The 12,160-nt window shown below is 39.9% G+C and carries 13 protein-coding genes; 1 reads left to right on the top strand and 12 read right to left on the bottom strand.

Annotated elements, in window-relative coordinates:
• Positions 1-45: 45 nt before the first annotated feature.
• The 10 genes from AABM38_RS09820 to AABM38_RS09775 form a co-directional block, all read right to left on the bottom strand.
• On the bottom strand, positions 46-1,575 hold the full coding sequence (locus AABM38_RS09820) for an amidase family protein (protein WP_423410195.1): 1,530 nt from the start codon (positions 1,573-1,575) through the stop codon (positions 46-48).
• Positions 1,576-1,638: 63 nt separating this feature from the next.
• Positions 1,639-2,649 carry a phosphotransferase enzyme family protein gene (locus tag AABM38_RS09815; protein ID WP_423410194.1) on the bottom strand — a complete coding sequence of 337 codons (1,011 nt, stop codon included), beginning with the start codon at positions 2,647-2,649 and terminating at the stop codon, positions 1,639-1,641.
• A 23-nt stretch (positions 2,650-2,672) separates the two neighbouring features.
• Complete coding sequence (locus tag AABM38_RS09810) at positions 2,673-3,653, bottom strand: quinone oxidoreductase family protein (RefSeq protein ID WP_423410193.1); 981 nt, start codon at positions 3,651-3,653, stop codon at positions 2,673-2,675.
• A gap of 85 nt (positions 3,654-3,738) precedes the next feature.
• Positions 3,739-4,356 (bottom strand): FMN-binding negative transcriptional regulator, encoded by a 618-nt coding sequence (locus tag AABM38_RS09805; protein WP_423410192.1) that lies wholly within the window; start codon positions 4,354-4,356, stop codon positions 3,739-3,741.
• A 21-nt stretch (positions 4,357-4,377) separates the two neighbouring features.
• Positions 4,378-4,761 (bottom strand): hypothetical protein, encoded by a 384-nt coding sequence (locus tag AABM38_RS09800; RefSeq protein ID WP_423410706.1) that lies wholly within the window; start codon positions 4,759-4,761, stop codon positions 4,378-4,380.
• A 36-nt stretch (positions 4,762-4,797) separates the two neighbouring features.
• A complete protein-coding gene (locus tag AABM38_RS09795) occupies positions 4,798-5,250 on the bottom strand; it encodes a GNAT family N-acetyltransferase (protein ID WP_423410191.1) in 453 nt (150 codons plus the stop codon).
• A 117-nt stretch (positions 5,251-5,367) separates the two neighbouring features.
• Positions 5,368-5,661 (bottom strand): YciI family protein, encoded by a 294-nt coding sequence (locus tag AABM38_RS09790; RefSeq protein WP_423410190.1) that lies wholly within the window; start codon positions 5,659-5,661, stop codon positions 5,368-5,370.
• Positions 5,662-5,846: 185 nt separating this feature from the next.
• Positions 5,847-6,320: a CcdC family protein gene (locus AABM38_RS09785; RefSeq protein WP_423410189.1), complete on the bottom strand. Its 474-nt coding sequence runs from the start codon at positions 6,318-6,320 to the stop codon at positions 5,847-5,849.
• An 84-nt stretch (positions 6,321-6,404) separates the two neighbouring features.
• Positions 6,405-6,764 carry a response regulator gene (locus AABM38_RS09780; protein ID WP_335378873.1) on the bottom strand — a complete coding sequence of 120 codons (360 nt, stop codon included), beginning with the start codon at positions 6,762-6,764 and terminating at the stop codon, positions 6,405-6,407.
• A 192-nt stretch (positions 6,765-6,956) separates the two neighbouring features.
• Complete coding sequence (locus AABM38_RS09775; RefSeq protein WP_423410188.1) at positions 6,957-7,664, bottom strand: cytochrome c biogenesis CcdA family protein; 708 nt, start codon at positions 7,662-7,664, stop codon at positions 6,957-6,959.
• A 304-nt stretch (positions 7,665-7,968) separates the two neighbouring features.
• Here AABM38_RS09775 and AABM38_RS09770 point away from each other — a divergent pair, with 304 nt between their 5' ends.
• Complete coding sequence (locus AABM38_RS09770) at positions 7,969-8,139, top strand: aspartyl-phosphate phosphatase Spo0E family protein (RefSeq protein WP_335429856.1); 171 nt, start codon at positions 7,969-7,971, stop codon at positions 8,137-8,139.
• Between the two features lie 301 nt (positions 8,140-8,440).
• Here AABM38_RS09770 and AABM38_RS09765 read toward each other — a convergent pair whose 3' ends face one another.
• A complete protein-coding gene (locus tag AABM38_RS09765; protein WP_423410187.1) occupies positions 8,441-10,234 on the bottom strand; it encodes an ABC transporter ATP-binding protein in 1,794 nt (597 codons plus the stop codon).
• 4 nt (positions 10,235-10,238) lie between these two features.
• Positions 10,239-11,987: an ABC transporter transmembrane domain-containing protein gene (locus tag AABM38_RS09760; protein WP_423410186.1), complete on the bottom strand. Its 1,749-nt coding sequence runs from the start codon at positions 11,985-11,987 to the stop codon at positions 10,239-10,241.
• Between the last annotated feature and the right edge of the window lie 173 nt (positions 11,988-12,160).

Here is a 12,160-nt window from a genome sequence, read left to right as displayed (position 1 = left end):
TTCATCCCTTTAAAGCGTTGGGGGTCAGACCCCTTTATGCAGTTTCTATGCATTTTGTGTATAATGTGCATTTAGTTTTGGTGGTTTTCGGTGTTTTGTTGCTTGTTCGTAGGCGTATGCTAATTTGATTAGAGTGCCTTCGCTGAATGCAGTGCTTGCGAAGGTGATGCCGAATGGTCTTCCGTTTTCCATATAACCGGCAGGTACCGTAATGGCTGGGTACCCTGCCTTGGCACAAATTGTTGAACAAATATATGCTGGGAATATTATTGCATCAAGGCCATATTTCTTCAAGGCATAATCAATCCCCTGTTCCTGAGAATAATAGAGGTCCTCCAATTTGGATAGTAGGTATTCAGGACTTTTTAACGTATTAGGGAACTTCTCTCTGTATTCGAGCATGTTTTGACCGTACTTTAAGGCCTTCTCTTCATGCTTCCTGTTATACAGAATCAGTTCAGCAGCCGAATGGACTGGGACGTATGCTGGCAGTTTTGCAAGATAATTATCCAGACTATGTTTCATTTCATGAGAAGGCACAGACCAGCTCCATTCTCTTTTGAATGATGGAATCTCTATGTCCTGAACGACTTCCGCTCCCTGTCTTCCAAGGACGGAAATAACATTGCTAAACAGGGTTTCATCATACTCACTTGGTTCACGAAAATCCTTTTCCGCCCCCCTATAAACCCCAATTCGCGCACCTATTAAGCCATTTGCATCTAAACACTTAGTATAGTCCTCCAGTTGTTTGCTTCCAAGTTTAACCGTCGCTGAATCATTGGAATCATAACCTGCCATAGCTCCAAGTAAAACGGCTGCATCCGTAACATTCCTTGCAATTGGTCCCGCTGTATCCTGTGTATATGTAAAAGGAATGATGCCTGAACGGCTGATCAAACCTACTGTTGGCTTCAGGCCAACCACTGAATTTTGTACAGCCGGGCTTAAAATGGAAGCATCTGTTTCTGTACCAACTGACAATACTGTAAAATTTGCGGCAACTGCAGCAGCAGAACCCGAACTTGATCCTCCTACAAAAAATTCACCAGGCCCATACGGATTCAATGTCTGTCCGCCCCGGGCACTGTACCCTGCCCACATCGTCCGAGACATCCCATTTGCCAATTCAGTCATATTCGTTTTGCCCAATATGACAGCTCCAGCATCACGGAGTTTTTTAACAAGGAATGCATCCCTCTCGCTTATATGGTTTTCCAGAGCGAGCGTCCCTGCACTTGTATGCATATAGTCCATTGTTTCAATATTGTCTTTTAGCAGAACAGGAATGCCATGCAAAGGCCCCTTTGGACCTTTCGCCTTTCGTTCTGCATCCAGGCCTTCCGCAATAAATATTGCGTCAGGATTTATTTCAAGAATGGAGTTGATCCTTGGTCCATCCTGGTCAAGCTTTGCAATCCTGTAAAGGTAATGCATCACTAATTCTTTCGATGTAAGTTCTCCATTTACCATCGCAAGTTGTATATCATGAATCGTTAATTCTTCTATCGAAATTTGAGTAAATTTAAGTTCCTTATATCCTCCTTCTATAATTTGGAAAAATAAACAACTCATATTAATTCTATTTAAACGTAAAAACTCCTACTATTTTTAAAAAATTAAAAAGCGCTCCCTTTGTTATAAGAGCGCCTTTGGAATAAGTGATAATAATTTTTCACCGCGTTGCTTATAAAAATCAATGTGTGATTTAAGTAATTCAATATCATTATTTTCTAATATAGAAAAGGTATCCTTCACAAAGTTCCAGTTCATGCAGCCTGATAACCACACAAGTGAAGCAAGCCTCTTATAGTCTTTTTCATCAAGAAAGTCAGCAGCACCATAGCCTTGTAAAAAAGCTTCAGTTAGTACTGGAGAAACTTCTGAAGAATGGATACCCTCAGTTCTCGAATACCATTTGATCAGCCATGCTAAACCTTCAATTCGGTCGTCATAGCCGATAGACTCGAAGTCGACAATCCCGATTACATTCCTTTTTTCATCCCAGAGGACATTAAGTGGATTTAAATCTGATTGAATAATATAATCCATCTCTTCAGTCCTAGCCAATTCAATATGTTCTTCTGCGGCAGTTATATATTGATCAACCATGGTTATATTATTTGCAGAGATATTAGATGTACGAAGCTTATTACGAAGTTTTCCAACAAATTCTTCATATCCTACCAGGTGGGACTTTTTTGTAAAAACACTACTGGTGAAAGGATTCGAAACATCATGAAACGTCCTTGCCATCTGTCCAAATTCACGGGAAATATATTCATCACCGAGTGTAAAATGCTTGCCCTCAATCCATTCAAAAAGAATAAAATAGTGGTTTTCATACACCCATTTGATTTCAGTAAACGGATTACCCTCACTATCTGAAACTAGCTTCATAAATGGAATCTGCTGATCAACGAGGTAGCGGCAAAATTCAGTTTGCTCATATAAAATATCAGCATTCATTTCTCCAAAAACATTATTAGGGAATCGGTCTTCTTTTAAAAACCTGGCAGAATATGCTCTTCCATCCGCCCGGATTTTAAAATGCAAATCATTGCTCCAGCTTTTAATTTCTTTTTCAATGATTAGTGATTCCTTTCCAAGTGAATAAGGAAGGAGCGCTTTTTTTAATAGATTTTGCATTACATTCCTCTCTCATTAAGACTTTATTGCGATTGAACATTTAAAATGATTTTACCCTTATTTAGTCTGTTCTCTATTAATTGATGAGCTTCCGCAGTTTCACTCAGATCAAATTCATGTCCTATTTTTATCATTAATTCCTTGTTTACTAGATAAGGAATTACTTGCTCTGCCGTTTCCTTTAATAAATGGGGCCTTAGTTTTCTCGTAGTCCCCAAGCTAAAGCCAAGCAGCGACCTGCAGCTGGCGTGTACATCAGTCGTTTTTACATTGCCATTATACCCACTGGAATTTCCGAAATGAACCAATCTTCCATACGGTGCAAGGCATTTCAAACTATTTTCAGTTACGGAACCAGATACAGAATCCAGGATAATATCTACACCGTATCCGTCCGTAAGCTCGTTCACTCTCCCCGCAAAATCTTCATCCTGATAACAAATTACATGATCTGCTCCACTTTCTATGGCAGTTTTCATTTTATCTATGCTTCCTACAGTGCCGATTACCTTACCCGCGCACATGATCTTTGCCAGCTGTATGGCTGTCGTACCAACTCCCCCAGCTGCTGCATGTACCAATACAGTTTCACCTTCTTGAATTCTGGCTACATCCTTCAGAAGTCTATGGGACAAAAAAGAAACGATTGGTGCTGCCGCAGCCGTTTGAAAATCCAGTTCATCCGGAATCGGAAAAACCAGTTTTTCAGAAGCAACCACATATTCTGCATATGAGCCGTCCTTTGGAAATGCCATGACCCTTTGCCCTACTTTAAAAACCCTCACATTTTCTCCTGTTCTTTCAATATAGCCTGCAGCATCAAGACCAGGGATAAACGGAAACTTTGCTCCCTTTTTACCATATCTTGATTTAATATCTGCAAAGTTAACACTTGTTTTAACAACCTTAATTAAAACTTCATCTTCTTTAATTTCAGGGATAGCCACATCTTCATATTTTAAAAACTCAGGACCGCCAAATTCTGTCACTAATATTGCTTTCATACATTCAACTCCTAACTAACCACTTCCCTTTAATGGTAATAGATGGGACGATGAGATGAAAATTCGAAATGATTATGCATCGTGATTAGCTAAGCTTATCAAGGTTCTTCTTCATAAGGGATGCTGTAAGCTGGTCATTTTCTGAGGAGGAGTTCTCGAGCTGTCCGACAATTAATTTTTGCCGTTCAACAGGGTGGTTTTGGCTAAGTTTAGCCTTTGCTTCAATTTTTGAGATTTTAATTTTAAAAGATACGATCCCTTTGCCCATTCCTTCTATATAACTTGGCTCCACACTATTTAAATTGTAGCCGCTGTCGGGTCTCTCATATTTTTCTACCATATCCTCCAATGTGTTGAAAATGACTTGTTTATCCTCGATGATTTCCAGCTCACCGTACACATGGATTGCAACATAGTTCCAGGTAGGAACTGCCATGTTCGTTTCGTACCAGGACGGAGATATATAGCTATGCGGACCTTGGAAAATTACCAGGATTTTCTGACCTCGAGCATCCTTCCATTGTTCATTCGCTCGAGCAAAATGTCCATACAATACCCTCTCCTCTTTATTTAATATGAGTGGAAGATGAGTAGCATAAGGCTCTCCCTCATGCTGGGAAATTAGGGTTGCAAAGCTAAAACTCTCGATTACGTCGTATATAATGGTTTCATCATCGATTGTGAAGTGCTTCGGTATATACATTAGTATTATCCCCCTTTTCTATCAGCCGAAAATTTGAGCCGCAATTCCATATAGGTGACCGTTTCTTTTAGGCATATCATTAGAATTTTTAATCATGACAGGAGGGTTGCTGACATTGTCAAATCCCCTATTTATTAAAAAGTCTATAATTCCTTCAGTTCCATCTGGAACATCTATTCTCAACTTTCCATGATGGCTCTTAGCCAGTTCATTTATCAGGTACTCTGCTATCTTTGTATTTGGTGCAACAATCGGACCTAAAAGTAAATTCACTGGCCCTAATATTGAGAGTCCATAACCTATAATCCGAGCTGTAGAATCTTTTATCACTAAAGCTTGATGAGCTTGCCTTACACGAGCAGTAAGTAATTTTCGCCTGGAATCACCAAACGCATTATTATCTATGTTAATGACTTCATCTATATCAATTTCTTTTAATTCTTAAACTCTGAAAGAAAAATCACCCGGTGGTTTCAAATTTGCAGGTTTATACGTAGTACAAATGAATTTATGTACCGATGTAACTTCTTTAAAGCCCATAATTTCATATAAAGGTTTTCCTTCAGGAGTAGCAATTAGCATGGTAGATGTCTTTTCTGTCACATAGTCAATACACATTTGAGTCGCTTCTTTACCAAGGCCTTGCCCTCTGTATTCTTGGTTGACAATGACCATTCCGATAGAGGCTAAGTTACCTTCGTATGGTATGATTGCTGCACAAGAAACAATTTGGCCCTCTTCACTTTTATGACCCACTATTTTACCAGAAGACATTACCGTACGGATTTCATGTTCATCGTAATCCCATCCTATTGATGCTGATAAAGCTATTAAACCCGCTATATCACTTTCATCTAAAATTTTTAAATTAAGAGTTCCTTTGTCATTTCCCATTAGATTCCCCTTATTTTAATCGATTGACAGTATTTATGAGCGATCTTTGATATCAGTAGAGCAAACAGTGTAGAAGATCCACAAACCTCTTCGTAAATTGAACCAATTAATCATAAATCATCTTGGTTGTATTAATGAAACACGATAAGGATGAATCTCAGCACTCATGAGTCCATGCAAAACCGCTGGATCATTTACCATGATTTCACGTGCAGCATCCATTGTTTCCGCCCTAAATACTACAATCCCAAAAGCACCATCCAAACAAGGGCCAGCAAGGATAAGTTTTTCATCAGAAAGCAGCGCATTTAAATAATGAAAATGTTTTTCCATAATTCCGCTTTCCTCTTCCGTCATCGTTTTAATAAAATCCTTCCTTACCGGCTTAATCAAATAAACAAACTCTTCCATATCCAAATTCCTCCCAAAAATACCTCCAACACTTCAAATAACCCGTTCTTTAAAAACTTATTTTCCATCTCTTTTTAATTCAATAAAATTGTGTTATTTCCCTTTAAATCAAATCTCCTAAAAAATTCCCTAAAAAAACCTCTCACCCATAAGGCAAGAGGAATAACTTTTTTACATATTCGTATTTATCGAAGTCCGTTCAGCTCGCTCTGAAGCTTCCTGTACTGCAAGTACATCGCAATCCGCCACGGAACGATCATTCCGAAGGCCAGGATCCAGAACATACCGCTGAGCTCGCCAACATCAATTGTACTGCTAAGCAAAAGCTTCGCGATAACACGTACAATCAGCAGGCCTATTAAAATGAATATAAAGGCTTTTGATCTTTTGAGATAGATGTCCCTATCGCGAATTTCAAATTGGGAAGTTTTGATCAGCAGGATAGAAAAAAGCATGCCGACTGACAAAGCTTCAATGATTTGCAAATAATGAACCCTGAACATCGGGAAAATGAACATGAGCGCTCCTGTGCTCATGAAGATTGGCGGTAAAATGATTTTTTTTGCGCTGGCTGGTTTTTTGGCAGCTTTCATGCGCACGGCAGTAACAAAAACGGCCATACCGACAGCACCAATTGTTGAAGCCACAACATAATTCATTCACAGTTCCATCCTTTATTTGTAGATTTCCACTATTATTATAATGAAAATAAGCCATTTAAGATAGACTTAAATGGCTGGTTATTATCTTAATACCCTTGAAACTGAATCTACTACCTGAGAACCGTCGAACGGTTTGACTATAAAATCCTTTGCTCCAGCTTCAATAGCATCGACGACCATTTTCTGTTGTCCCATTGCGGAACACATAATGATTTTTGCGTCCTTAAAATCCTTTTTGATTTCTTTTACCGCATCAAGTCCGCTCATTTCGGGCATCGTAATGTCCATTGTCACAAGATCGGGTTTCAACTCGCGATATAGCCTCACTGCTTCACGTCCGTTTTCTGCTTCCCCTACGATTTCATGATTCGCTTTTTTTAGTATATTGGTTAAAGTGATTCTCATAAATTTTGCGTCGTCAACTATCAAAATTCTGGCCATCGCTGTATCCTCCCCGACAATCCAAACAAGTATTAATCTATTATATTTTCCCTATATTACAATATAACTATATTTACAAATTAATTTCAATGTAAATACAAGAACAATGTGCTGTACTGGAAAAAATATGTTATGAAAAAATCTCAATTATGGACATATATCTCCAAGAGCAATCGAAACTTATATTGTTTTTTAAAACCCTGTAAAGTCGCCAAACAGCATAGAAAGGATCGAAATCAGTTTTGTCATCCAATCAAAAAACAGCATGATCCCGACTAAAATCATGATATAGCCGCCAACTTTAACAATCTTGGCATTATGCTTGCGAATCCACTGCATTTTTCCTATGAAAAATGAAAGAATGAAGAAAGGAATGGCAAATCCAAGTGTATAAGCGATCATATACAGCATTCCTGACCCTGGGTTTGAGCTCGCTAAAAGAATAACAGACGCGAGAATGGGACCGGTACATGGAGTCCAACCGGCTGCAAACGCCATTCCGATCAAGGAAGAACCAAAATAACCTGAGGGACGGTTCTTGAACTCGAACTTTCGATCTTTCATCAGAAATTCCGGTTTAAAAAAGCCAATGACCATCAAACCAAATGCAATGATAAAAATTGCGCCAAGCTGACGGATTAAATCCTGGTATTGGATAAAAAATTGGCCCACGAATGATGTTCCAAAACCAATTGCAATAAAGATTATTGAGAAGCCTAATAGGAAAAATAGTGTATGAAGCAGGCTGCGTTTCTGCAGCATTGCATTTTCACTTTTCAGTTCCCCGACTGACATCCCGGTAATATATGATAAGAAGGCAGGATATAACGGCAGGCAGCATGGAGAAATAAAGCTCAGGAAGCCAGCACTCAAAGCTATAAATATATTTATATCTGTCATGATCACAACTCCAATAATTAGTCGATTTGTTCCTATTCTAACAAAATTTCATGCCCATTATAATATATAAGCTGTGAACAATTTATTAATTCTATAAAAACGATGTTTAACATTAAAATATCTGGGTAAATGAAGATGGTGTTTTATTTTAGCAGGGAATTTTTTTACAAATGTTTCTTTTGAAATCTGGCAGCATATGCTATATACTAATATAGCACTTGAAATTATTTCTATATTTATAACCTTTTTACATAAATGTAGTTTGATAGACTGCCAAGAGATAAAACAGGAAAGGATTTTCACATTGTCTAAAGAGCAACTGATCACCCTCATTGAGAAGAAACGTGAAGAATTGATCCAAATCGCTTCGAAGAACGGCCTCAGCTCTAACATTGCAATCCATCATAGCCAGGAGCTTGATGAACTACTTAACGAATATAACCGGGCATACATAAAAAAAGTTCCAACCCATTAAAAAACAGCTAAACGCATCGGGCGTTGTAGCTGTTTTATTTTTTTGGCTCTGTTAACCTAGGTTGTTGATTTTCATTCCAGGCGCTTCGCTTTCCGCGGGGCTTGCGCTGAGCCTCCTCCTCGCTTCGCTCCTGCGGGGTCTCACCTGACCAGCTAAGCCCGCAGGAATCTGAATAGCTTCCTCGAATCCGCCCACGCACGATGGAAATGCGTGGCATTTTCGGAGGAGTCTTCGCGCCTTCCACTACAATCAACAGGTTTTAAAAACAACTTTGGGTTTAATAGAGCCATTTTTTTTAATGTTATCCTACTACATCTTCCAGTCTCTCAACTGAACCATTTTGCAGCAAGTACATTTTATGGTAAAGCCCCTGATGTGCCAGCAGCTGCTGATGTGTACCACGTTCTACGATCTCTCCATGATGCAGGACAATAATCTGATCTGCATCCTGTATCGTTGACAGACGATGGGCAATCGCAATCGTTGTCCTTCCTCGGCGCATTTTTGCGAGTGCCGTCTGAATCGCCTCTTCTGTTTCTGTATCAATATTAGCAGTCGCTTCATCCAGGACAAGAATCTTCGGATTTGCGGCAATCGTCCTTGCGAAGGCAATCAGTTGCCGCTGCCCGCTTGAGAAAGTAGAACCTCGCTCCGTTACCTTATGGTCATACCCATCCTCAAGCTTTGCGATGAACGAATCAGCCTGGACGAATTCTGCAGCTTTCCTGATATGATCCTCTTTCAAATCACTGTTATGCAGCTTGATATTATCGCCTACAGTCCCATAAAACAGGAATGGATCCTGGAGAACCAGCCCCATCTTTTCACGCAATTCATTTACCGGATAATTTTTTATCGATGAACCATCAATCAGGATTTCCCCGCGATTGAATTCATAAAATCGCATCAACAAATTGATGATCGAACTTTTACCGCTTCCTGTATGACCGACAAAAGCCAGTGTTTCTCCTGGATTTACAGTAAAGCTGATCTTTTTCAGAACATCACGCTTCCCATCATAAGAAAAGCTAACGTCCTTGAACTCAATTTGACCTTCATTAATTTCCTTGGATTCTGTACCAGTTTGAGCTGGCGCTAGTTCTTCCTCATCGAGGAGTTTAAACACCCTTGATGCTGCTACGATTGCCTGTTGATACATCGACAGTCGCATCATCATATTGTTAACCGGTTCAAAGAAACGGTCAAGGTAATTGATGAAAGCATACAGGACACCAATTTCAATTGGGCTGTTAAAGGATGTAATCCCGAAAAAGCTCAGTACGATGATAAGTGCGAATACATATACAAGGTCCACAGCCGGTCTTAGTAGAAGTCCGTCTGCCTTGATATTTTTCATGCCTGCTTCAAAGTGCTTATCATTAATATCGCCAAACTCTTTCCTCAGTCTTTCTTCTTGGCGGAACATTTGGATAATCCCCATTCCCTGAAGGGATTCGCTTAATTTAGCGTTCAGCTGGCTTAAGCGTTCCCTCATATCCTGGTAAAACCTTGAACTAAGCTTTCTGTACATGCTCATAATGAACACGATCAGCGGTAAAATCAACATCGTGAATAAAGCAAGCTTTACGTTAAGAATGAACATCGCCACAAAGATCCCTGCTAATAAAAAACCGCTTTGGATAAACGTAGCGATGACACTGACAAACATGTCCTTAATCGCTTCTGTATCATTTGTTACTCTTGAAACAAGCGATCCTGCAGGTGTTTTGTCAAAGTACTTCAATCCTAACTGCTGTACCTTTGTAAAAACATCAATCCTCATTTGCTGGATGATTTTAAGGGCAATCTCCTGGAATTTCAGAAGCTGGAAATATGAAACTAAAACATTCAGCACCTGAATCCCCATATAAGCAGTTCCAAGCATAAGAAGGGGTTTGAAGGGCAAATAGCTTTCCCTTAAGTAATCATCAATAAAAATCTTTACAAGGATTGGACCTAACACATCTCCAACTGTCGCAAGCAGCAAGAAGCCAAATGCGATAAAAATCATTTTCAAATGTGGCTTTGCATAAGCAAGAAGCCTAAACAGTACAAACCGCTGCTCTTTTGCGTTTAATACAGGTGTTTTTTCCATATTGTCACCCTCCCTGCTCGACAAGCTCTTCAAGCTGCTGCCTTACATACATATCCCTATACCAGCCGTCCTTTTCCATCAGCTGATCGTGCGTACCACGTTCAGCGATTCTACCTTCACCAAGGACAATGATCAGGTCAGCATGGTGAATTGCACTTAAGCGGTGGGCTGTGATGATCGTTGTCTTATCTTTTCTATTTTCTTTTAATGCGGATAGGATTTGTTCCTCTGTTTTAGCGTCAACGGCCGATAATGAATCATCCAATATCAGGATCTCGGGATTCATCACTAGAGCTCTTGCTATGGAAATCCGCTGCTTTTGCCCTCCGGAAAGCGAAACTCCACGCTCTCCTACAACCGTTTCATATCCATCGGTAAATTCGAGGATATCATCATGGATATTTGCTATTTCCGCGGCAGCAAAGATTCTTTCCTTGTTAACTGCAGGGTTTGCAAAGGCAATATTCTCATGTACGGTCGCTGAGAAAAGAAAATGGTCTTGCGGGACATACCCAATTGCCTCTCTTAATCTTTCCATTTTATAATCCTGGATGTTCCGTCCACCAATGCTGATTTTTCCATCCTTCAAATCGAATTCGCGAATCAGCAATTTAAGCAAAGTGGTTTTACCTGCTCCTGTTTTACCAACGATTCCGAGTGTTTGACCTTTGCCAAGTCTAAAAACAATATCCTTTAAGATGGGCTCCTGATCATTTGGATAGGTAAATGAATGAATATTGTAATCGATACTGCCTTGCGGGACAACGTCTAGTGAATCTGGTTTGTCCTGGATCTCTATTTTTTCGTCAAGAAGCGCGGATACTCGGTCATAGGAAGCGCGGCCCCTTTCGACGATATTGAAAAACCAGCCAAATGCGAGCATCGGCCAAATCAGCAATCCTAGATAGGATGTGAACGCAACAAGCTGGCCGATCGTCAATTCACCATTTAAAACAAATCTTGATCCAAAAGCAATCGATAAAAAAAAGGAAATCCCCACAATGATTGATATCGTCGGGTCGAAAAGAGAATCCACCTTCGCCACCGCGATATTCTTATTAACCACATCTTCAGATTGTTTACGAAAGTCCTCTATGTCTTCCTTTTCCTGCCCAAAGGTCTTGATGACCTTGATTCCTGTAATACTTTCCTGCGTTTTATCATTTAAATCTGAGAAGGCTTCCTGTGCCTTATGGAAGCGCTGATGAAGCATTGTTCCGTACCAGCTCGTAAGTATCGCCATTAGCGGCATTGGAATCAGTGCAATCAATGTCAGCTTCCAGCTGATCGTAGCCGCCATCGCGATGATGACAAATCCGCCTGTTGCCAGCGAGTCTACAAAGGTAAGCACCCCTGCACCTGCGGTCTGCTGGATTGCAGATAAATCGTTTGTCGCGTGGGCCATCAAATCTCCGGTTCTTCTTTTCTGGTAAAACGACTGAGACATGCTCGTAAAGTGTGCATAAAGCCGATTTCTTAATAATCGGGACAATTTCACGGCCGATCCAAAAATCATGATTCGCCAGTAATAGCGCAATGTGTACATTGCCAGCCCCGAAACAGCAAGCACAAATATCCATTTGCCAAGTGCGCCTACAGTTAGTGTCCCATTTGTAATTTCATCGACAACAATCCCAATGATCCTTGGCGGCACAAGCTGCAGCAGCGCGACAAACAATAACAGGAAAATACCTGTTAAATAGGCTCTCTTCTCCGCTTTGAAATACCACATTAAATCCTTGAATACGCTCATATGTATATCCCCCAAACCCCTCAAATGCTTAAATAGTTTAACAAATATTTGTAAAATGGGGAAGATTTTTATAATTTTTAAAGTGGGTTATTTTATATAAAATAATATTTGCACTTGATCGTTGATACACATTAATCGAATATACATACAAAGAAGCTCCCAGTTAAACCGGG

The organism is Heyndrickxia sp. MSNUG (assembly GCF_049532715.1).
Taxonomy (GTDB): domain Bacteria; phylum Bacillota; class Bacilli; order Bacillales; family Cytobacillaceae; genus Mesobacillus.
Note: the sequence above shows the minus strand (reverse complement) of the source record. Positions and strands in the feature narration are given on the sequence as shown.

Coding starts and splice junctions, on each gene's coding strand:
- AABM38_RS09820 (WP_423410195.1), bottom strand. CDS start 1,575: ATGAGTTGTTTATTTTTCCAAATTATAGAAGGAGGATATAAGGAACTT.
- AABM38_RS09815 (WP_423410194.1), bottom strand. CDS start 2,649: ATGCAAAATCTATTAAAAAAAGCGCTCCTTCCTTATTCACTTGGAAAG.
- AABM38_RS09810 (WP_423410193.1), bottom strand. CDS start 3,653: ATGAAAGCAATATTAGTGACAGAATTTGGCGGTCCTGAGTTTTTAAAA.
- AABM38_RS09805 (WP_423410192.1), bottom strand. CDS start 4,356: ATGTATATACCGAAGCACTTCACAATCGATGATGAAACCATTATATAC.
- AABM38_RS09795 (WP_423410191.1), bottom strand. CDS start 5,250: ATGGGAAATGACAAAGGAACTCTTAATTTAAAAATTTTAGATGAAAGT.
- AABM38_RS09790 (WP_423410190.1), bottom strand. CDS start 5,661: ATGGAAGAGTTTGTTTATTTGATTAAGCCGGTAAGGAAGGATTTTATT.
- AABM38_RS09785 (WP_423410189.1), bottom strand. CDS start 6,320: ATGAATTATGTTGTGGCTTCAACAATTGGTGCTGTCGGTATGGCCGTT.
- AABM38_RS09780 (WP_335378873.1), bottom strand. CDS start 6,764: ATGGCCAGAATTTTGATAGTTGACGACGCAAAATTTATGAGAATCACT.
- AABM38_RS09775 (WP_423410188.1), bottom strand. CDS start 7,664: ATGACAGATATAAATATATTTATAGCTTTGAGTGCTGGCTTCCTGAGC.
- AABM38_RS09765 (WP_423410187.1), bottom strand. CDS start 10,234: ATGGAAAAAACACCTGTATTAAACGCAAAAGAGCAGCGGTTTGTACTG.
- AABM38_RS09760 (WP_423410186.1), bottom strand. CDS start 11,987: ATGAGCGTATTCAAGGATTTAATGTGGTATTTCAAAGCGGAGAAGAGA.